Below are 23,023 nucleotides of genomic sequence, written 5' to 3'. Positions count from 1 at the left end.
GCCGGGGCGAATCGCGAGCACCTGGTTCATCTGCGAGAAATCCACGCAGACGCCGCCCTCGACGGCCAGCAAGTGCCCTTCGACCGAGGAGCCCACGCCGAAGCCGATGATGGGCACGCGCTCGCGCGCACAGGCCTGCACGACAAAGGCCACTTCCTCGGTGCTGTGCACGTAGACCACGGCGTCGGGCGGCTGGGGCAGGTAGGCCGATTCGTCCGTGCCGTGCTGCAGCAGCACGGCCTGGCTGGTGGAGCAGCGATCACCAAAGCGCTGGCGCAAGCGCGCGATCAGTTCCGAGGAGGGCGCGCGGCGTTGCGCGCTCGCAGGGTGTCTCAGTTCCGCAAGCATGCGAAGACTCTTACTGGATGGGAGGAGGGGCGCTGCGGGCAGCGCCGAGGCGTCAGCGCGTGGGCGATGGCTTCTCGGGCCTGACGAACAGCACCAGCACCGCGCCGAGCACCAGCAGGGCGGCCAGCATGTGCAGGCCCGCGTCGGTGCTCTGGGTCGCGTCCTTGATCACGCCGATCAGGTAGGGCGCGGAAAAGCCCGAAAGGTTGCCGAAGGAGTTGATGAAGGCAATGCCCGCCGCAGCCGCCGCACCGCCCAGAAAGGCCGTGGGCATGCCCCAGAACACGGGCAGGGTGGCCATGATGCCCATGGTGGCCAGCGTGATCCCCGCCATCGCCCACACAGCGTTGCCATGGAAAGCCACGCTCAGGATCAGCCCGGCCGCGCCCACCACCGCAGCAATCGCGCTGTGCCAGCGGTATTCAAGCCGCCGGTCTGCACTGCGGGCGGCCAGGTACATGGCCACGACGCCGAAGGTCCAGGGGATGGCGCTGACCAGGCCGATGTCCAGCGCGCCGCTGATCCCCATGGCCTTGATGATGCTGGGCAGCCAGAACGAGATGCCGTAGAGGCCCGAGACAAAGGCAAAGTACACCAGTGCCAGCAGCCAGACGCGCGGGTTGGAGAGCACGGCCAGGACCTTGGGCTCGGGCTTGCCGGCATCCTCGGCCGCGATCTCGCGGGCGATCAGCGAGCGCTCGGCCGGGGTGAGCCAGCGCGCGTCCTTCACGCGGTCGTCGAGGTAGCGCCACACCACCAGGCCCAGCGCCACGGTAGGCAGCCCCTGCAGCAGGAACAGCCACTGCCACCCGGCCCAGCCGTTCACGCCGCCCATGCCCTGCAGGATCCAGCCAGACACCGGCCCGCCCAGGATGCCCGCGAACGGGATCGCCGCGAGGAACAGCGAGGTCGCCTTGCCGCGTCGTGCCGCGGGGTACCAGTAGGTGAGGTACAGGATGATGCCGGGAAAGAAACCCGCCTCGGCAGCGCCCAGCAGGAAGCGGACCGCGTAGAACGAGGTGGGCGAGCTCACTAACATGGTGCCCGCCGACAGCAGGCCCCAGGTGACCATGATGCGTGCGATCCAGCGGCGCGCGCCCACGCGGTGCAGCACCACGTTGCTGGGCACCTCGAAGAGGAAATAGCCGAGGAAGAAGATACCGGCGCCCAGACCGTAGACCGCCTCGCTGAACTGCAGGTCGCTTTGCATCTGCAGCTTGGCAAAGCCCACGTTCACACGGTCCAGGTAGGCCACGATGTAGCACAGGAAGAGCAGCGGCAGCAGGCGCCAGCCGACCTTGCGGTAGGTCGCGTCCGCGAGGCTGTCGGTCGTGCCGGCGGGGCAGGGCTGCGTGATGGCGGGGGAACCCATGGATGTCTCGCTTTCGTTGTGGGGGTGGCGAGATGGTTGCACCGCTGCCGGCCTGCACCGCCGGGGGTTACTACGCAAAATGCATATGGATTGGCGAGCTTCATATCTCCGAAAGAGATGGTCGCCCGGGCCTGCCCACGCAGGCTCAGCAGCGAACAGGGCGCGGTTTTCGCGGAAGGCGTCGAGCAGGTGCTGCACCACGGCGCGGATCGGACCCGCGTGCCGGTACTGCCCGCGAAACCGCACGAAGATTTCGCGCGCCGGTGGCACCGGGGGCAGTGGGCACGGCTGCAGTTCGGGCACCTGCCTGCCGATGTGGTGCGGCAGCAGGGCGATGCCCGCACCGGCCCGCGCGGCGGTGGCCTGCAGCACCTGGTTCTCGGCCCGCAAGGCCAGGCGCGCACGCGGAAACTGCTGCACCAGCCAGCTCGATTCGGGCATGCCCGCATGCTGCTCGTCGAAGCTGATGAACACCGGTGGCAGGCCCTCTTCGACCTCCTTGCAGCGTTGGCTTGTGCCATGGAAGCCAAAGGCCATGCGGCCTGCGCGCTTGGCGATCAGGTCGCCATCGCCGGGCCGGCCCAGGCGCACTGCGACAGGCGGGCTGGTGCGCATCAATGCACCGCCGGCCCTGGAAGGTCCCCATCGTCAAGGGCGCATCGCAAGGCATCGGTGCCGGCATCGTCGCCGCCTACCGCCGGCACGGCCATGCCGTGGTCGCCACTTCGCGCAGCATGGCGCTGTCCATGGACTCAGGCGTGCTGTCCATCGCGGGCGATGTGCGCGATCGATCGGCCGCCGAGCGCCTGGTGGCCGTCGCGCTTGCGCGCTTCGGCCGCATCGACACGCTGGTCAACAACGCCGGCATTTTCCTGGGCAAGCCGTTCACCGAGTACACCGCCGAAGAGTTCACTAACGTGGTGGACGCCAACCTGGCTGGTTTCTTCCACACCATGCAGCATGTTCTGCCCCACATGCTGCGCCAGGGCAGCGGCCACATCGTGCAGATCACCACCACCCTGGTGCACCCAGGCGATAGCCGGAGCACCCTCGGGCCTGGCCCTGCTGAACAAGGGCGGCCTCGATGCCGTGACCCGTGGCCCTGGTGCGTGCTGGGAACGGCAGGGCAGATGTAAGGGTTGGCAACGCGGGGCCGGGTGGCAATTTGATCTTTGACATTCGCAACCCGTTTCGATTAATTTAAAAACGTGACACACAGTCACCTCTCTGGTGGGCGCAAGGCCAGCACCAGTGTTTGGCATGAGCGCTCGAAATCCCCCGCCCGCGCGCTTGCAAATCTCCCCTTCCAGCGCCTGGATGTAACGGTGCGCCGCACCCGCCGCGCATGGCAATTTCACCTTTGACAGTTGTCTTGGGTTTCCTCTATTTTTAAAAAAAGTGACGGTGATCAGTCACAGGGAGCAGGTGGGTACAAGAGCCCGGCATCCGCATCTGCGCACGTTCAGCGGCAACTCGGTGTGTGCTGATCACGGCGCAGGGAGGCCATCCGGGCCAGGGAAGTTTCTTTGTTCAACAACACAGGGCCGGTGTCCGCACCGCCCTGCCCACTGCAATGACTACAGACACCACCCGTACTGCGCCTTCCGCTTTGTCCTCTTCCATCCGCAATGTCGTCTTCATCGACAGCAGCGTACTCGATGCACAGGCCCTGGCAGCCTCCGTGCAATCCGACACCCGGGTGGTATGGCTGGATGCATCCGCGGACGGGGTCGAGCAGATAGCCGCGGTCCTGCGCCAGTACGAAGACCTGGACAGCGTGCAGATCGTGTCCCACGGTGCCGAGGGCGCCATCCGCCTCGGCAGCACGCTGCTGGACCGCACCGCGGTGGACACCTACCGGGATGCGTTGAAGGACTGGGGCACGGCACTGGGCGCCGACGGCGACCTGCTGCTCTATGGCTGCGACGTGGCCGCCGGTGGCCGCGGGCAGGCCTTCATCGATGCGCTGGCGCTGGCCACGGGTGCCGACGTGGCTGCGTCCACCGACACCACCGGCAGCCTGCTGCTGGGTGCCGACTGGGACCTGGAGCGCAGCACCGGCAGCATCGAAGCCGCGAGCGCGCTGGGCGCACAGGCGCAACTGGACTATGCCCACACGCTGCCGCTGGTGAACAACGGCGCCGCCGGCACCATCAATTTCAGCACCAGCAGCAACGTCACGCTGATCAACACCACGGGCCTGGCGGCCGGTGCCGTGGTGAATGCAGCCAACATCCTGGGGACGGGGCTCGACCTCTACGCCCGAAGCAGCAACGGCGGCGGCATTTCGGCGGTCAACGTCAATGGGGCCGGCCTAGCCGGCATTCCGCTCAGCGACGACCGGCTCACCGTCAACGGTTCGCTTCTTTCGCCGGTCAGCTATGTGGACCTGCGCGCGAACAGCGGCGTGTTCGACATGGTCAGCCTCAAGCTGGGCAGCGGCAGCCTGGTCGGCAACCTGCTGGGGACCGTGGTGTTCACGGTGTATGCGCTGGACGCGAACTACCAGCCCACCGGCGTCGGCGTGTCGCTGACCAGTCTGCTGGTCAACGAGTACGGCCTGCTCAACTTCGCTTCGATGGCCAACTTCAAGGGCATCTACGGCGTACGCATCGTCAATCCGCTGGGCTTCGAGGTGGCCATCGACGACGTGCAGGTGGCCAATGGCCGGGCCACGCCGTCCGTCACCTCGGCTGCCTACAACGCCGGCACGGGCACGCTGACCATCAGCGCAGCGAACCTGGTCAACGGCGAACCCATCGACCCTACCAAGATCACCCTCAGCGGCCAGGGCGGCAGCTACACGCTGACCACGGCAGTCGCTGCCGCCGCCGGCACGTCATCGGTGGAGATCACGCTGAACGCGGCCGACAAGCAGGCCTTGAGCGGCCTGCTCAACAAGGCGGGCACCAGCGCCGTGGACGGTACCACCTTCAACCTGGCTGCGGCCGCCGGCTGGGTCACCAACACCAGCGCCCCGGTGGACCTGACCGGCAACCCGATCACGGTCGGCAACCTGCTGCTGCCGACCATCACCTCGGCCACCTACGACTCCAGCACCCACGTGCTGACGGTGACGGGCAGCAACCTGGTGAGCATGCCCGGCGCGGGCAACGACATCACCGTCTCCAAGCTGGTCCTGCGCGGGGAGGGCGGGGCGACGCGCACCCTGAGCACCACCGGCAACGTCGAAGTCACCAGCGCCACCTCGTTCTCGGTCACGCTGTCGGGCGCCGACGTGGCAGCGGTCGCGGCCCTGCTCCACAAGAGGGGCGCGGCCTCGGCCGGGGGCACCACCGACCAGCTCTCGGCCGGTGACGACTGGAACAGCGTCGTCGGCAACGCCGATACCTCGGTGGCGGGTGCTGCGGTGGTGGTGACCAATGCCGCCAATGCCGCGCCCACCATCACCGGGACGGCCACGGCCAGCACGGGCGACAATGCGGCCATCACGCCCTTCTCCGGCGTCACCGTGGCCGATGTCAACGGCGACAATGTCAGTCTGGCCATCGGCTTCAACGGCGCCAACGGCACGCTCAGCGGTGCCGGCCTGTCGGGCAGCAATGGCAGCTACACGCGGAGCGCCGCCACGCCGGCGGCGCTCACGGCCCAGCTGCGCGCGCTCACGTTCACGCCCACGGCCAACCAGGCGGCAGTGGGCGTCAACGTCGCCACCACCTTCTCGCTGACCGCCACCGACAGCAACGGCGCGGCCAGCGCGGCCAACACCGCCACCGTGGTCACGGCCACCTCGGTCAACGATGCACCGGTGCTGGGCGGCACCGCTGCGGCCCAGAGCGTGACCGCCGGCGGCACTTTGCATCCGTTCAGCGGCGTCACGCTGAGCGATCCGGATGTCGGGGCATCGGTCATCGTCACCATCACGCTGGACAGTGCCTCCAAGGGGGCTTTCACCGCGGCCTCGCTCAGCGCCTCGGGCTTCTCCACCTCCGATGGCGGCCTGAGCTACTCCCATGCGGCGACGGCACCCGGTGCCGCCCAGGCGGCGCTGCAGGCGCTGGTGTTCCAGGCCGCCGCCGGGCAGAACGCCACCACCACCTTCACGGTCAGCATCAACGACGGCAGCACCATCGTCAACAACAGCGCCACCACGGTGGTGGCGGCCACCCCCAGCAGCACGACCGCGGTGACGGTGGCGTTCTCGGCCGACACCGGCGTCAGCGCCACCGACCTGGTCACCAACGTGGCCGCGCAGACGATCTCCGGCACGCTCAGCTCCGGCCTGGCCAGCGGGGAGCGGGTCGAAGTCTCGCTGGACAACGGCACCACCTGGACCACCGCCACGGCGGCTGTCGGTGCCACCACCTGGCAACTGGCCGGCCAGACCCTGAGCGGCACCGGCACCCTGCAGGTGCGCGTAGCCAACGCGGGCGGCAGCAGCGCGCCGCTCACCAAGAACTATGCGCTCGATACCACCGCGCCCACCACCACCGGGGGCAGCGTTGCCTTCTCTGGCGATTCGGGCGCCAGCGGCAGCGACCTGGTCACCAACGTGGCTGCGCAGACCATCAGCGGGACGCTCGGCGCCAACCTGGCAGCAAGCGAGCACGTGGAGGTGTCGCTCAACAACGGCAGCACCTGGACCACGGCCAGCGCCAGCGTTGGCAGCAATGCCTGGAGCCTGGCCGGGCAGACCCTCACCGGCAGCGGCACCCTGCAGGTGCGCGTGGTCGATGCCGCGGGCAATGCCGGCACCGCGGCCGGCAGCGCCTTCGTGCTCGATACCACCGCCCCCACGGCCTCGCTGAGCAGCAACACCAGCATGCTCAAGAGCGGTGAGCTGGCGCTGGTCACCGTCACCTTCAGCGAGGCGCCCAGCGGGTTTGCACTGGGCGACCTGAGTGCCGTGGGCGGCACGCTGGGCAACCTCAAGGCCACGGCCGACCCCCACATCTACACCGTGGAGCTGACACCGGGCGCCGGACAGAGCGGCGTGCCGGGCGGCGTCTCGCTCACGGCGGGCAGCTACACCGACCTGGCGGGCAACAGCGGTGGCGGGGCTGCCTCGGGCACCATCACCATCAGCACGGTGGGCCCGAGCGTATTGATCACCAGCGATGTGGGCACGCTCAAGAGCGGCGAAACGGCCAACATCAGCTTCACCTTCAGCAGTGCGCCCACCGGCTTCACCGCCAGCGACGTCGTGGCCACCGGGGGCAGCATCAGCGGCCTCACCAGCACCGGCAATCCCTTGGTCTACACGGCCGTCTTCACCCCGGCCGCCGACGTGAGTGCCGCGGCCTCGATCACCGTGACCGGCGGCAGCTACACCGATGCCGCCAGCGTGCCGGGCGGTGCCGGTGCCACCCCGGTGATCCAGATCGACACCCGCGCGCCCACGGTGGCGATCACCAGCAGCACCCCGGCGCTGAAGATCGGCGAGACCGCCACCATCAGCTTCACCTTCAGCGAGGTGCCAGTCGGCTTCACCGCTGCCGACGTCAACGTCACGGGCGGCAGCCTGAGCGGCCTTGCCGTCACCGGCGATCCGTTGGTGTACACCGGCGTCTTCACTCCGACCGCCGGTGTGCCCAACGGCACGGCCAGCATCACGGTCGCGGCGGGCAGCTACACCGACACCATCGGCAACAGCGGCCAGGCCGGCACCACCCCGGCGATCAGCATCGGCACGCTGGCGCCCACCACCACCGGAGCCACGGTCGCGTTCTCGGCCGACTCCGGCGCCAGCAGCTCCGACCTGGTCACCAACATCGCCACCCAGAACCTCAGCGGCACGCTCAGCGCCGCGCTGGCGGCGGGCGAAGTGGTCCAGGTCTCGCTGGACAACGGCAGCACCTGGGTGAATGCCAGCGCTTCTGCCGGCAGCACCAGTTGGGCCCTGGCAGGCGCCACCCTGGCCGGCAACAACACGTTGCAGGTGCGCGTGGGCGATGCCGCCGGCAACCATGGCCCCGCCTTCAGCGCTCTCTACGTGCTCGACACCACGGCGCCCTCCGTGGCGGTGGCCAGCAACGTCGCCGCGGTGAATGCGGGCCAGACCGCGACCCTGACCTTCACCTTCAGCGAGGCACCGAGCAACTTCACCACATCTTCGCTCAGCGTCACCGGCGGGAGCGTGAGCGGGATCACGGCCACCGCCAACCCGCTGGTCTACACCGCCACATTCACGCCCACCATCGGCCAGGCGGGCGTCACCGCCAGCATTGCGGTCAACAGCGCAGGCTTCACCGACAGCGCCGGGAACAATGGCCAGGCCAGCACGCCGGCGACGATCGCCGTCAACACCACCGCGCCCACGCTGGCCATCACCAGCAACGACAGCACATTGACCGCGGGCGAGACCGCGCTCATCACCTTCACCTTCAGCGCTCCGCCCACCGGCTTCACGGCTGCTGACGTGACCTACGCCAACGGCACGCTGAGCGGCTTCACCGTCACCTCCGACCCGATGGTGTACACGGCCAGCTTCACCCCCACCGCCGGCCTGGCCAATGCCAGCGCCACCATCGGGGTGGGCAATGGCACATACACCGACGTGTTCGGCAACAGCGGCTCTGGTGCCACCTCGCTGCCCATCGCCATCGACACGGTGGCGCTGACGGTGGACATCACCAGCAGCACGCCCGCGGTCAAGGCCGACGAGACGGCGTTGATCACCTTCACCTTCAGCAAGCCGCCGATCGACTTCACCAGCAGCGACGTGCTCACCACCGGCGGCACCCTGAGCGGCCTGGCGGTCACCGGCAATCCGCTGGTCTACACGGCCACCTTCACGCCCACGCCCGGCATCCAGAACATCAGTGCCGGCATCTCCATCGCCGCGGGCGCCTTCACCGATGCCGCCGGCAACACCTCCGCCGCAGCGCAGACACCGGCGCTGGCCATCGACACCCGGGCCCCGACGGCAGCCGCCAGCACCGTGGTGTTTTCCAACGACAACGGCGCGAGCCCCACCGACCTGGTAACCAGCTCGGCCTCCCAGACCATCACCGGCACCCTGGCCGCGGCACCTGGCAGCGGCGAGTACGTCGAAGTGTCGCTCGATGGCGGCATGAACTGGACCACGGCCAACCTGGTCGGCACCGCCTGGACGCTGGCCGGCCACACCCTGCTGCCCGGCAACAATGTGCTGCAGGTGCGCGTGACCGATGCCGCTGGCAACCACGGACCGACCCTGTCGCAGGCCTATGTGCTGGACACCACGTCGCCCACGGCCGCCGTCAGCGCGAACACCCCCGCGCTCAAGGCCGGCGAGACGGCGCTCATCACCTTCGCCTTCAGCGAGGCGCCGCTCGGCTTCGCCATCGGCGACCTCAGCGCCAGCGGCGGCACGCTCAGCAGTTTTGCCGCCACGGCCAACCCGCTGGTCTACACCGTCGTGTTCACGCCCAACACCGGGGTGAGCGGCGGCAGCGGCGTGGTGACCCTGAACGCCGGCAGCTACACCGACAGCGCCGGCAACAGCGGCCTGGCCGCATCGCTGCCGGCCATCAGTGTCGACACCCTGGTTCCCACCACCGGCGGCGCGACGGTGGCGTTCTCCAGCGACAGCGGCAGCACCACAGACCTGGTCACCAACGTCGCGGCGCAGACCATCAGCGGCACGCTGAGCGCCAACCTCGCGGCCGGCGAGACGGTGCAGGTCTCGCTCGACAGCGGCACCACCTGGATCTTGGCGACCTCCCTGGCGGGCAGCAACGGCTGGACGCTGACCGGCCAGACCCTCACCCCCGGCACCGGCCAGCAAGTCCAGGTGCGCGTGAGCGATTCGGCCGGAAACCACGGCCCTGCCACGGGCTTTGCCTACACGCTGGACCAGAGCACGCCCACGTTGCAGATTAGCAGCAGCAAGTCCACGCTCAACAGCGCCGAGACGGCGCTCATCACCTTCACCTTCAGCGAGGCGCCCGCGGGCTTTTCTGCAGCCAGCGTCAGTGCCAGCGGCGGCATCCTGTCAGGCCTTGTCGCGACGGCCAACCCGCTGGCCTACACGGCCGTGTTCACGCCCACGGCGGGCCAGGCGGCCGGCACCGGCACCGTGACGGTGGCGGCCGGTGCCTACACCGACATCGCCGGCAACCTCGGCGGTGCGGCCGCGGTGCCGGCCATCAGCTATGCCACGGTGGCGCCGGGCATCTCCATCACCAGCGATGTCGGCATGCTCAAGGCCGGCCAGACGGCCAGCATCACCTTCCGGTTCAGCAGCGCGCCGACCGGCTTTGCCACGAACGACATCGTGGTCGGTGGCGGCACGCTGAGCGGCTTCGGCGTCACTGCCGATCCGCTGGTCTATACCGCCCTGTTCACACCGGGCGCGGGCGTCACCCAGGACAGCGGGACCATCAGCGTGGCGTCCGGCCTGTTCACCGACTCGCTGGGCAACCCGGGGGTAGGGGGCAGCCTGGTGCCCATCACCATCGACACCGTGGCGCCTACCCTGGCCATCACCAGCAGCGTCAGCTCGCTCAACGCCAGCGCGACGGCGCTGATCACCTTCACCTTCAGCGAGGCGCCCGCATCGTTCACGCTGGGCGACATCAGTGCCACCAACGGCAGCCTGGGCAACCTGGTGCAGACGGCCAACCCGCTGGTCTATACCGCCGTGCTCACGCCGGCGCCCAATGTGGCCAGCGGAACTGCCGTGGTCAGCGTGGCGGCAGGCGCCTTTGCCGACCTGGTCGGCAATGCCGGCGTCGCCGCCATGGGCCCGTCGATCGATATCGATACGCAGGCCCCGAGCGTGGTCAGCGGCAGCCTGCAGTTCTCGGCTGACACGGGCAGCAGCAGCACCGACCTGATCACGCGCACCGCAACCCAGACCATCGCCGGCACCTTGAGCGGCGGCACGCTGGGGGCGGGCGAGGTGGTGGAGGTCTCGCTCGACAACGGCAGCACCTGGCAGGCAGCCTCTGCTCCCGCGGGCGGCACCAGCTGGTCGCTGGCGGACCAGACCCTGGTTGCCGGCAGCGGCAACGTGCAGGTACGCGTGCGCGTGAGCGACAACGCCAGCAACCACGGACCCATCACCAACTACACCTACGTGCTGGACACCACGGCGCCCACGGTGACCATGGCCAGCGACGCATCCAGCCTGCGCGCCGGCCAGTCGGCCACCATCACCTTCACCTTCACCGAGGCGCCGGCCGGCTTCACCCTGGGCGACCTCATCGCCACCGGCGGCACGCTGAGCGGCTTCACCGCCACCGCCAATCCGCTGGTCTACACCGTGGTGCTGACGCCGACGCCGGGCTTTGGCGGCAACGCCAGCGTCACCCTCGGCAATGGGCTGTACGCGGACGCCGCGGGCAACGCCGGCACCGGCGGCCAAGTCACGGGCATCGGCGTCGACACCCAGGCGCCGACGCTGGCCATAACCAGCAACGCCAGCACGCTGGGCGTGGGGCAGAGCGCCACAATCACTTTCACCTTCAGCGACGTACCGACCGGGTTCACGCTGGGGGACGTCACGGCCACCAATGGCACGCTGAGCAACCTCGTCGCCAGTGCCGACCAACTGGTCTACACCGCCACCTTCACCCCGGCGGCGGGCGTCGCTGGCGCGAATGCGCAGGTCAGCGTGGCCGCGGGCCTGTACCTGGACGCGGCCGGCAACGCCGGCGCGGCGGTCAGCAGCCCGCCCATTGCCGTCAACACTGTGGCGCCGACCACCAGTGGCGCCTCGGTGTCGTTCTCGGCCGACTATGGCGCGAGCAGCACGGACCTGGTCACCAACGCGGCAACGCAGGTGGTCAGCGGCACGCTCGACGCACCGCTGACCGCCGGGCAGCATGTGGAGGTGTCGCTCAACAACGGCGGCACCTGGCTGACCGCGCAGACGGCCAGCCCCACCCAATGGACGCTCGCACCGCAATCGCTCTCGGGCAGCGGCTCCGTGCAGGTGCGCGTGGTCGATACCGCCAACAATGCCGGCCCGGTGTTCTCGGCCGGCTATGTGCTGGACCTGCTGGCGCCGACGATGGCCGTCACCAGCAGCGCCACCGAGCTCAAGGCCGGCGATTCGGCCACACTGACCTACACCTAAATCTACGCGCCGAGCGGATTCACTGTGGGCGACCTGGTTGCCGTCAACGGCACGCTGAGTGGATTCACCGCCACCGCCAACCCGCTGGTGTACACCGTGGTGCTGACACCCACCGCGGGCCTGTCCGGTGCCAGCGCCAGCGTGACACTGGCGCAGGGCATGTACACCGACCTCGCCGGCAATGCGGGCAGCGCTGTCAGCTCGCCGCTGATCACGGTGGACACCATGGCCCCCAGCCTGCAGATCACCAGCAGCGCGGCCAGCCTGCGGGTAGGGGAGCAGGCCACCATCAGCTTCACCTTCAGCGAAGCGCCGTCCGGTTTCGGCATCGGCGACGTCAGCGTCACCGGCGGCGTGCTCAGCGGTTTCGGCCAGACCGCCAACCCGCTGGTGTACACCGCCATCTTCACCCCCACTGCGGGCAGCAGCGGCAGCGCCACCATCAGCGTGGCAAGCGGCGCCTACTTCGATGCGGCCGGCAACCCCGGCCCGGCGGCCGCGGTCACGCCGATCACCTACAGCACCCAGGCGCCCACCACCACGGGTGCGACGGTGGTGTTTTCCGCCGACACCGGCATTGCCGGCGACCGGATCACCAGCACCGCGCTGCAGACCATCACCGGCACGCTGAGCGCCAACCTGGTGGCCGGCGAGTCGGTGCAGGTGTCGCTGGACAATGGCTCCACCTGGATCGGCGCCACCGCAGTGGCCGGCAGCAATGCCTGGGCCCTGGCGCCGCGCACGCTGACCGGCGGCGGCACGCTGCAGGTGCGCGTGACCGACGCCGCCGGCAACATCGGCCCGGCGTCATCGTCCCTGTATGCGCTGGACACCACGGCGCCCGGCGTCAGCATCACCAGCAACCCGACGGCGCTCAAGGCCGGAGACAGTGCCACGCTCACCTTCACCTTCACCGAGGCGCCGCAGGGTTTCACCCAGGCCGACCTGGCGTTGACCGGCGGCACCATCTCGGGTTTCGGCGTGACGGCCAACCCGCTCGTCTACAGCGCCTTGTTCACACCGACCGCGGGCTTCAACGGTGCCAGCGGCGTGACGCTGGCGGCCGGGGCGTTCACCGACGCCGCCGGCAACGCCGGGCCGGGCGCCAGCTCGCCGACCATCACCATCGACGCCCAGGCGCCGACCCTGGCCATCACCAGCGACAAGACGCAGATCGGCATGGGCGACACGGCGCTGATCACCTTCACCTTCCGCGAGGCACCCGTCGGCTTCGCGGTGGGCGACGTGGCGGTGACCGGCGGCACCCTGAGCGGCTTCACCGTCACCTCCAACCAACTGGTGTACACGGCCGTGTTCACGCCCACGCCCGGCACCGCCTCCGGCAGCGCCAGCATCACCGTGGCACCCGGCCTGTACAGCGATGCCGCCGGCAATGGCGGCGGTACCGACACGCTGTCGGGCATCAGCTTCAACACGCTGAGCCCGGTCGCCGCCCCGGTGGGCACGCCGACGTTCTCCAACGACAACGGGGCCAGCAACACCGACCTGATCACGTCGATTGCGGCGCAGACCGTGAGCGGCAACCTGTCGCAGTCGCTGGCGGCCGGCGAGTCGGTGGAGGTCTCCTTCGACGACGGTGCCAACTGGATGCCTGCGGCCACCATAGGCACCACCTGGTCGCTGGGCCATACCCTGACAGGCAGCGGCGTGCTGCGCGTGCGGGTCGTCGATGGCGGGGGCTTCCACAGTCCGGAAACGGCCAATGCCTACGCCTACCAGCAGACCACGCCGACGGTGACCATCACCAGCAACGTCACCACCGCCAGCAGCGTGGCGCCGGCGGTCATCACCTTCGCCTTCTCGGAGGCGCCGAGCGGGTTCACGGCCTCGGACATTGCGTTCACGGGCGGCACCCTCGGACCGCTGACCGCCACGAGCGACCCCAAGATCTACACCGCCACCTTCACACCGACGGCCGGGGTTGCGTCCGGCAATGCGACCATTTCCGTGACTGGCGCTTACACCGATCTTGCGGGCAATGCCGGCGCTCCCGGCAGCATTCCCTCGCTCCAGGTCGACACCGTGGCACCTGTCACCACCGCCAACGGCGGGGTGCAGTTCTCCAACGACGGTGGCACCAGCATGTCGGACCTGATCACCAACAACCCGTCACAGGCCCTCAGCGGCACGCTGAGCGCGCCACTGGCCGCCGACGAACTGGTCAACGTGTCGGTCGACAACGGCACCTCCTGGAACACTGCCAACGTCAGCGGTACCACCTGGACCATGCCCGGGCTGTCTCTTCAGAGCGGTACCCACAGCTTGCGCGTGCGGGTGGCGGACCTGGCGGGCAACTTCAGCACCGAGCACACGCAGACCTACACCCTGGACACGACGGCACCGACGATTACCATCACCAGCAACAGCAGCACGGTGGCTCCGGGCCAGAGCGTGACGGTGACGTTCACCCTCAGCGATCCAGGCGTGCTGAGCCTGGGCGACATCGCGGTCACCGGCGGCACGCTGGGCAACTTCAGCGGCAGCGGCACCACCTACACGGCGACCCTCACGCCCCTGGCGAACAGCACCACGCCGATCAACGTCACGGTGGCTGCCAACCTGCTCACCGATGCTGCCGGCAACACCAGTGCGGCCGCCACCCCGCTGGTGGTGGCGGTGGGCTCCTCGCCATCCCCGGGGGGTGGGGGTGGCGGGGGAGGCGGCGGGGGCGGGGGCACCCCGAGCACCGTCGACGGTGTGCCCATCACCACCGCCCCGGGAGAGAGCGGCGCCACCGTCCTCACCGTGCCCGTGGTGGAGCCCGGGCGCGTCGATACCCCCGGTACCTCCACCCTGCTGGCCGACATCCCCATCGTCAAGGCGGCGGATGGGCATCCCATCCTGTCGGTGAGCGTGCCCACCGGTGTGGGGCTGAAGGCCGAAGGCCTGGGCTCGGCGACCTCCGGGGCCGCTGCGCTGGCCGAGCTGGGCTTGCGCATCGAGCGTGTCTCGGGCGCCAACGGGCAGCTCACCAATGCCGGCAAGGTGTTCTATGCCAGCATGGCCCCTGGCGAGGCGCTGACCGTGCACGTCATCACCCCCACGGCAGGAGCGGGCTTCAATCCCAACGTGCCGCTGGTGATCAACGGCAGCGCGTTTTCCGGCGACGGCAAGCAGGCCGTCATCATCGACGCGCGCGCGCTGCCCTCGGGCGCCACCATCCGGGTGGACAACGTCGACTTCATTGCCGTGGCGGGCAAGGTGCGCCTGACCGGCGGTGCCGGCCAGAACTTTGCCAGCGGCGACGACGAAGACCAGTGGATCGTGCTGGGCCCGGACGACGACGTCATCCACGGCAGCGGCGGCCAGGACATCATCGGCAGCGAGGGCGGCGATGACCAGGTCTTCGGCGATGCCGGTGACGACGTGGTCTTTGGCGGCGATGGCAACGACCTCATCTCCGGCGGCAGCGGCAGCGACCGCCTGAACGGCGGTACCGGTTTCGACGTGGCACTGCAGGAGGGCAAGCGGAGCGACTACACCGCCGTGCTGGACGGCGCCGGCATCCGGCTCACGCACACCGCCAGCGGAGTCTCCGATTGGCTGGTGGACATCGAGCAGGTGCACTTCGACACCGGCCCCATCCTCACCGTGGCGCACAGCGCCGCCGAAGAGGCCGTCGCCTACCTGGCCGCCAAGTGGGTCGGGCGTGATCTCACGCAGAGCGAAGGCGCCTACGTGCAGACCCTGGCGGGCAAGAGCGCCCTCGAAGTGGCCACCATGTTCGCCAACTTCTTCCCGCAGCTCGCGGCGGGCCGTACGCCTGCGCAACTGCTGGAGGGCATGGCCAGCGCCGGGGCGATCCGGGTGGATGCCGTGCGCGAGGAGACCGTCACGGGCGATGCGGGCGACAACACCATCCACCCCATCATGGGCCTGGCCCGGTATGTGGATGGCGGCGTGGGCATCGACACGGTGGTCTTCCCTGCCACCTTGGCAAACACCTATGTGCTGGCCAACCCGGGCGGCAGCTTCACGCTGCAGCGCCTGACGGAGGGCTCCATGCTCGACCTCACCCACGTGGAGCGGGTGACCTTCAACGACACCCGGCTCGCGCTGGACGTTGCCGGCAACGGCCACGCCGGCCAGGCCGCCAAGCTGGTCGGCGCACTGGCCAACCCCAGCCTGCTGGCCAACAAGGGGCTGATGGGAGAAGCCATCCGCCTGCTGGATGCCGGCGTCAGCACCCAGCAGCTGGCAGGCCTGGGTCTGCAGATACTGGGCCTGCAGACACCGGCCCAGGTGGCGCAGCTGCTGTGGACCAACCTCGTGGGCCGCGCGGGAACCGCACAGGAAATCAAGGGCATCACGGACTACGTGGAGCTCAACAGCCTTACGAACAACGACCTGGTCGTGCTGGCAAGCAACCTGGATCTCAACGCCACGCGCATCGACCTGGTGGGGCTGGCGAGCAGGGGGATCGAGTTCGCCTGAGTCAGCGCGCCGGCCAAGAAAAACCCCCAAGCAGCGTGAGCCACTTGGGGTTGTATCTTTGGCGGAGAGGGCGGGATTCGAACCCGCGGTGGGGATTAGCCCACACACGCTTTCCAGGCGTGCGACTTAAACCGCTCATCCACCTCTCCGAAGCCCTCGATTATAGCCATGGCTTTGGGCGGTTTTGGGCAGATCAGGGCAGGGTGGTGAAAAAAATGCTGCCCGACTCCGCATTTCTCACACCTCTCTGGCCATCACAGGGGCTTTTGCGCCGTCTGCACCATCTTCATGGCCGAGCCGATCAGGGCCGAGACCTCGCTCATGTTGCTGGGCACGATGAGGGTGGTGTTGGCGTCGGCGGCCACCTTGCCGTAGGCCTCCACGGCCTTCTCGGCGACCTTGAGCTGCACGGCCTGTTCGCCCCCGGGCTGGCGAATGGCTGCAGCCACGCGCTCGATGGCCTGGGCCGTGGCTTCGGCCACGGCGGTGATGGAGGCGGCCTCGCCCTGGGCGTTGTTGATCTGGGCCTGCTTTTCACCCTCGGAGCGGGCGATGTACGCCTCGCGCTCGCCGGTGGCGAGGTTGATCTGCTCCTGGCGGCGGCCTTCCGAGGCCGCGATCAGCGCGCGCTTCTCGCGCTCGGCGGTGATCTGGGCCTGCATGGAGCGCAGGATCTCGGCCGGCGGCGTCAGGTCCTTGATCTCGTAGCGCAGCACCTTCACGCCCCAGTTCAGGGCCGCCTCGTCGATGGCCTGCACCACCTGGGCGTTGATGATGTCGCGCTCCTCGAAGGTCTTGTCCAGCTCGAGCTTGCCGATCACGGAGCGCAGCGAGGTCTGCGCCAGCTGCGTCACCGCCATGATGTAGTTGGACGAGCCGTAGCTCGCACGCATGGGGTCGGTCACCTGGAAGTACAGGATGCCGTCCACCTGCAGCTGGGTGTTGTCGCGCGTGATGCAGACCTGGCTGGGCACGTCGAGCGGGATTTCCTTCAAGCTGTGCTTGTAGGCGACCTTGTCGACGAAGGGCACCAGAAAGTTCAGCCCCGGGGTAAGGGTGCCTGCATACTTGCCCAGGCGTTCCTTGACCCAGGCGTTCTGCTGGGGCACGACCTTGACCGAGCGCGCGATGAAGATCACGGCGATGATGAAGATGACGATGGCGATTTCCATGGGAAGCCTTCCTTTCTGATTTACGGAGAATCTGTGGCCGGACGGCCGCCACGGGCTCTTGAAACGGCCGCCTACGAGGGTGTCGATGGCAGGGGCAGGGGGCGCCGAAAGGCGTCGGGCAGACGGGGATTAGACGGGATCAACCAGCAGGCGGTTGCCCACCAGTTCCGATACGCGGTGCATGCCGGTGGAAGGGGTGACGCCGGGGCGGTGGATGGCGGTCCAGGTGGCGCCCCGGTATTTCACGAGGCTGGTGCCATCAGGGTTCCAGCTGTCGATCATGAGGGTCTCGCCCACGTCCAGGTTCACGCTGCGGTCGGCACGGGCCGATGGGTCGCCGGGGCGCCTGCGCTTGGCGTAGTGCCAGGCCACCACGGCACCGCCGCCCACCAGGGCGGCTGTCACGATCTGCAGCGCCATGGCCAGCCCCAAGTGCGCGGCAAGGGCCGCCGCGCACAGCCCCACGGCCAGCATGAGCAGGTAGAACGTGCCGGTGAGCAGTTCTGCCACCACCACACCGCCTGCCAACAGCCACCAGATGGTGGATTCCGCCATATCGACCTCCTCCTGTGTTGTTTGTTGTTCGGATCCTGAACAATCTGTGTGCCAGTTGTTCCTAATCCACCACATTCTGGGTCAAAAGACCCCCAGTTCAAAGGCCTGACAAGCTTATTCCTTACACTTCGCGCCTATTTCGTTTTTTGGCTCGCCGGCAGGGCACGGTTTCACGGAGGCTGCGCATGAAGTTTCGTTTTCCCATCATCATCATCGACGAGGACTATCGTTCCGAGAACACCTCGGGCCTGGGCATTCGCGCCCTGGCGCAGGCCATCGAGGCCGAGGGTTTCGAGGTGGTGGGTGTCACCAGCTATGGTGACCTGTCTCAGTTCGCGCAGCAGCAAAGCCGCGCCAGCGCGTTCATCCTGTCCATCGACGACGAGGAGTTCACGCTGGGCGAGGGGCTGGACCCCATCGTGCTGAGCCTGCGCAACTTCATCGGCGAAGTGCGCCGCAAGAACGCCGAGGTGCCGATCTACGTGCACGGCGAGACCAAGACCAGCCGCCACCTGCCCAACGACATCCTGCGCGAGCTGCACGGCTTCATCCACATGTTCGAGGACACGCCGGAGTTCGTGGCGCGCCACATCATCCGCGAGGCCAAGAGCTACCTGGAGGGCGTGCAGCCGCCGTTCTTCAAGGCGCTGCTGGACTACGCCGAAGACGGCTCCTCCAGCTGGCACTGCCCCGGCCACTCGGGTGGCGTGGCCTTCCTCAAGCGCCCGGTGGGCCAGATGTACCACCAGTTCTACGGCGAGAACATGCTGCGCGCCGACGTGTGCAACGCGGTGGAAGAACTCGGCCAGCTGCTGGACCACAACGGCGCCATTGGCGAGAGCGAACGCAACGCCGCGCGCATCTTCAATGCCGACCACTGCTTCTTCGTGACCAACGGCACTTCCACCTCCAACAAGATGGTGTGGCACCACACCGTGGCCCCGGGCGACGTGGTGGTGGTGGACCGCAACTGCCACAAGTCCATCCTGCACAGCATCATCATGACTGGGGCCATCCCGGTGTTCATGAAGCCCACGCGCAACCACTTCGGCATCATCGGCCCCATCCCGCAAAGCGAGTTCGAGCCCGAGGCGATCCAGGCCAAGATCAAGGCCACTCCGCTGCTCAAGGGCGTGGATGCCAAGAAGGTCAAGCCGCGCGTGCTCACGCTCACGCAATCGACCTACGACGGCGTGCTCTACAACACCGAAACCATCAAGGGCATGCTCGATGGCTATGTGGACAACCTGCACTTCGACGAAGCCTGGCTGCCGCACGCCGCCTTCCATCCCTTCTACGGCACCTACCATGCCATGGGCAAGAAGCGCACGCGCCCCAAGCATTCGGTGACCTACGCCACGCAGTCCATCCACAAGCTGCTGGCCGGCATCAGCCAGGCCAGCCACGTGCTGGTGCAGGACTCGCAGACCGCCAAGCTGGACCGCCACCTCTTCAACGAGGCCTACCTGATGCACACCAGCACCAGCCCGCAGTACAGCATCATCGCCAGCTGCGATGTGGCCGCTGCGATGATGGAGCCGCCCGGCGGCACCGCGCTGGTGGAAGAAAGCATCCTGGAGGCGCTGGACTTCCGCCGCGCCATGCGCCAGATCGAGGACGACTTCGGCAAGAACGACTGGTGGTTCAAGGTCTGGGGCCCGGACAAGCTGGTCGATGAAGGCATCGGCCGCGCCGAGGACTGGATCATCCGCAGCGACGCCAAGGGGAAGAAGGCCGGCACCAAGTGGCACGGCTTCGGCCAGCTGGCCGACGGCTTCAACATGCTGGACCCGATCAAGTCCACCATCGTCACGCCTGGCCTGAACCTGGACGGCAAGTTCGACAAGAAGGGCATCCCCGCGTCCATCGTCACCAAGTACCTGGCCGAGCACGGCGTGGTGGTCGAGAAGACCGGCCTGTACAGCTTCTTCGTGATGTTCACCATCGGCATCACCAAGGGGCGCTGGAACACGCTGCTCACCGCGCTGCAGCAGTTCAAGGACGACTACGAGAAGAACCAGCCCATGTGGCGCATCCTTCCCGAGTTCTGCCAGCAGCACAAGCGCTATGAGCGCATGGGCCTGCAGGACCTGTGCCAGCACGTGCACGAGATGTACGCCAAGTACGACATCGCACGCCTGACGACTGAGATGTACCTGTCGGACCTCACGCCTGCGATGAAGCCCTCGGACGCGTATGCGCACATTGCGCACCGCAAGACCGACCGCGTGGAGATCGACCAGCTCGAAGGCCGCATTACCGTGGGCCTGGTCACGCCGTACCCGCCGGGCATTCCGCTCTTGATCCCCGGCGAAGTGTTCAACAAGAAGATCGTGGACTACCTCAAGTTCGCCCGCGAATTCGCCAAGCTGTGCCCGGGCTTCGAGACCGACATCCACGGCCTGGTGGAGGTGGAGGACGAGAACGGCAACGTGCGCTACTACGCGGACTGCGTGGCCGAGGAAGTGCCGGCCAAGCCTGCGGCCAAGAAGAATCCGAAGCCATTGGCGACCGAGAAGAACCTGGTGCAGGTGGGATCGGACGGACCGTTCGGCCGCACCATCTAGCCATGAACGGCTGGGCCTGGCAGCGCCCGGCCCCCACAGATCGATCGCCCTGCGGCCCACGCCGCAGGGCGATTTTTTGTATTCGCGGTCATTTTTTTCTGCTGCTGCATCCGATGCCGGGCAAGCGCCGTATTGATTGACAGCCGCGTGGCATTTCTCATGCGGTGAAAGACAGTCAGTCCATCAATCGACTTCAGGAGATTCTCATGACCGCCATCCGTTTCAATGCCCGCCTCGCTTCCATCGGCCTGGCCGCAGCCCTTGCTGCCGCGGCCGTCCCCTCCATGGCCGCTGATGTCATGGTGGGTGGCGCACCCATGCTGCCCAGCAAGGACATCATCGACAACGCTGTGAACTCCAAGGACCACACCACGCTGGTGGCCGCGGTCAAGGCCGCGGGCCTGGTTGATACGCTCAAGGGCCCGGGCCCTTTCACCGTGTTCGCGCCGACCAACGCAGCCTTTGCGGCACTGCCCGCCGGCACAGTGGACAACTTGCTCAAGCCCGAGAACAAGGCCACGCTGACCACTGTGCTCACCTACCACGTGGTGGCGGGCAAATGGGATGCTGCGGCCTTGTCCAAGATGATTGCCGATGGCAAGGGCATGGCCAGCATCAAGACGGTAGCCGGCGGCACACTCAGTGCCAAGGCCAGCGGCAAGACCATCATGCTCACCGACGAAAAGGGCGGCACGGCGAATGTGACGATTGCCGACGTGTACCAGTCCAACGGCGTGATCCACGTGGTGGACAAGGTCCTGCTCCCCAAGTGATCGGCGCCGGCCTGGGGGCGGGGTGGCTGTTGACGCGATAGGTTCGCGGCCATTCCGTCTGGCGCCCGCGCCTGCTGCGCGAGGGGGGCCCTTGCGGCCTCCGCTCCCAGCCAGGGCATGCCGCACCTGTCTTGTCCCCCGGCGCGGGGCTGCCTACTGGACCTGGACGCTTGCCTGTGGCAGACTGCCCGACCCAGCTCCATCACAGCGCCCCACGGGAGACAAGCATGTTGATGATGACGACCGATCCAGGCACCGCCGCGGCCGCCCCCCGCGAAATCCTCATGGTCACGACCACGGTCGCCACCGAAGCCGAGGCCAAGCGGCTCGCGCATGCGGTGCTGCACGCGCGCCTGGCCGCCTGTGTGCAGGTGGAGCCCATCACGGCCTACTTCCACTGGGAAGGTGCCCTGGAGGAATGCCGCGAGCTGCGCGTGGCCTGCAAGACCGCGCACAGCGCCATGCCCGCGCTGATGGCCTTGCTCAGAAAGCAGCACCCCTACACGCTGCCCCAACTGGTGGTGCAGCCGGTGCAGGCATCGGCCGAATACGGCTGCTGGGTGGACGAGCAACTGGCGCCAGCCCCCCAGCGCCAGGAACCCGCGATGGCCGTGGCCTGACGACGTACGCCCGCCCCCATGCCGCACCGGCGGGGCGGCGCAGCGCATGCGTCCCTGCATGCCCTGAAAGAAGAAATCACAGAATATTGTCAAGAAGGCGTGTCCCTTTTTCGGGAACCGTTCGGCATGGTCTGGAAGGCGCTGAAGTTCAACCCCAGCGCCCGCAATTCCAACCCCTAGCCGAACGAACCCGAGGAGGACGCGCATGGCGCCCGTTGACGACCACCTGCTGCGCAGCAGCAAGCCGCTGAGCACCCGTACCACCCCGCTGGCCCATGCCGCGCAGGTACTTTGCGTGGGCATTGCCATCGCCGCGGCGGCAACAGCAACGGCGCCGGCCGCCTGGGCGCAGTCCGCTGCCGCGGGCAGCACCACCGCCCAGTCGCCGCGCAGCTACGACATCCCGGCCGGCGCACTGGGCCCCACGCTCTCGCGCTATGCCGGCGCGGCGGGCGTCACGCTGTCGTTCGAGCCGGCGCTGACCGAAGGCCTGCGCAGCCCCGGCCTGCAGGGCAGCGTGGCGGCGGTCGAAGAAGGCTTTGCGCGCCTGCTGGCGGGCAGCGGGCTTGAAGCCGTGCCCCGCAGCGGCGGCGGCTACACGCTGCGCCGAGGCGCGTCTGCGCCAGCATCCGCGGTGGGCCGCACGTCGTCCACAGACACCCAGATGCCCACCGTGCGCGTGACCGCCGAGCGCGAGGCCGCCTGGGGCCCGGTGGAAGGCTACCGCGCCACGCGCGGCGCCAGCGCCACCAAGATGGACGTGCCCGTGCTCGAGACGCCGCAGCAGGTCTCCACCATCGGCGCCGCGCAGATCCGCGACCAGGCCATATCGAGCGTAGCCGACGCCGTGCGCTACAGCGCGGGCGTGCGCCCGGCGGACTACGGTATCACCGACGACGATGTCTCCATCCGCGGCTTCTACCTCACCGGCACCGGCCTGTACCGCGACGGCATGCGCCTTATCCACAACGGCTTCATGACCAACCTGGAGCCCTATGGCCTGGAGCGGCTGGAGGTGGTGCACGGCCCGGCCTCGGTACTCTACGGCCAGTCGGCGCCCGGCGGCCTGGTCAACGCCGTGACCAAGCGCCCGCGCGCTGGCATGCAGCGCGAAGTAGGGCTGGAGCTGGGCAGCCA

General features: G+C 68.1%; 11 protein-coding genes and 1 tRNA gene. 7 read left to right on the top strand and 5 right to left on the bottom strand.

Annotated elements, in window-relative coordinates; translation table 11 throughout:
- Window positions 1–348 (bottom strand): FAD-binding oxidoreductase (locus ACK59X_RS05560; RefSeq protein WP_409955865.1); only part of this gene is annotated, 348 nt, incomplete at its 3' end.
- 52 nt (window positions 349–400) lie between these two features.
- Window positions 401–1,720 (bottom strand): MFS transporter, encoded by a 1,320-nt coding sequence (locus ACK59X_RS05555; RefSeq protein WP_409955869.1) that lies wholly within the window; start codon window positions 1,718–1,720, stop codon window positions 401–403.
- A gap of 617 nt (window positions 1,721–2,337) precedes the next feature.
- On the opposite strand from ACK59X_RS05555, the gene ACK59X_RS05550 reads away from it, so the two are divergent.
- From ACK59X_RS05550 to ACK59X_RS05540, 3 genes are all read left to right on the top strand, one after another.
- Window positions 2,338–2,856, top strand: a complete 519-nt coding sequence (locus ACK59X_RS05550; protein ID WP_409955863.1) for an SDR family NAD(P)-dependent oxidoreductase — start codon at window positions 2,338–2,340, stop codon at window positions 2,854–2,856.
- 437 nt (window positions 2,857–3,293) lie between these two features.
- Window positions 3,294–11,744 carry an Ig-like domain-containing protein gene (locus ACK59X_RS05545; RefSeq protein ID WP_409955861.1) on the top strand — a complete coding sequence of 2,817 codons (8,451 nt, stop codon included), beginning with the start codon at window positions 3,294–3,296 and terminating at the stop codon, window positions 11,742–11,744.
- Window positions 11,745–16,199, top strand: a complete 4,455-nt coding sequence (locus ACK59X_RS05540) for an Ig-like domain-containing protein (protein WP_409955867.1) — start codon at window positions 11,745–11,747, stop codon at window positions 16,197–16,199.
- Window positions 16,200–16,258: 59 nt separating this feature from the next.
- Here ACK59X_RS05540 and ACK59X_RS05535 read toward each other — a convergent pair.
- From ACK59X_RS05535 to ACK59X_RS05525, 3 genes are all read right to left on the bottom strand, one after another.
- Window positions 16,259–16,348, bottom strand: a tRNA-Ser gene (locus tag ACK59X_RS05535).
- 105 nt (window positions 16,349–16,453) lie between these two features.
- Window positions 16,454–17,371, bottom strand: a complete 918-nt coding sequence (locus ACK59X_RS05530; protein ID WP_409955859.1) for an SPFH domain-containing protein — start codon at window positions 17,369–17,371, stop codon at window positions 16,454–16,456.
- 129 nt (window positions 17,372–17,500) lie between these two features.
- The gene (locus ACK59X_RS05525) at window positions 17,501–17,926 is read right to left on the bottom strand and encodes an NfeD family protein (protein WP_409955857.1); all 426 of its coding nucleotides are present in this window, start codon (window positions 17,924–17,926) and stop codon (window positions 17,501–17,503) included.
- Window positions 17,927–18,111: 185 nt separating this feature from the next.
- Here ACK59X_RS05525 and ACK59X_RS05520 point away from each other — a divergent pair, with 185 nt between their 5' ends.
- The 4 genes from ACK59X_RS05520 to ACK59X_RS05505 form a co-directional block, all read left to right on the top strand.
- Complete coding sequence (locus tag ACK59X_RS05520) at window positions 18,112–20,493, top strand: Orn/Lys/Arg decarboxylase N-terminal domain-containing protein (protein ID WP_409955855.1); 2,382 nt, start codon at window positions 18,112–18,114, stop codon at window positions 20,491–20,493.
- Between the two features lie 206 nt (window positions 20,494–20,699).
- Window positions 20,700–21,266: a fasciclin domain-containing protein gene (locus ACK59X_RS05515; protein WP_409955853.1), complete on the top strand. Its 567-nt coding sequence runs from the start codon at window positions 20,700–20,702 to the stop codon at window positions 21,264–21,266.
- Between the two features lie 236 nt (window positions 21,267–21,502).
- Window positions 21,503–21,886 (top strand): divalent-cation tolerance protein CutA, encoded by a 384-nt coding sequence (gene cutA / locus ACK59X_RS05510; RefSeq protein WP_409955851.1) that lies wholly within the window; start codon window positions 21,503–21,505, stop codon window positions 21,884–21,886.
- A gap of 205 nt (window positions 21,887–22,091) precedes the next feature.
- Window positions 22,092–23,023: TonB-dependent siderophore receptor (locus ACK59X_RS05505; RefSeq protein WP_409955849.1), on the top strand; the 932-nt coding region annotated here is incomplete at its 3' end.

Origin of the sequence: Acidovorax sp. (genome assembly GCF_046339755.1) — a bacterium.
GTDB lineage: Bacteria > Pseudomonadota > Gammaproteobacteria > Burkholderiales > Burkholderiaceae_C > Acidovorax.
Note: the sequence above shows the minus strand (reverse complement) of the source record. Positions and strands in the feature narration are given on the sequence as shown.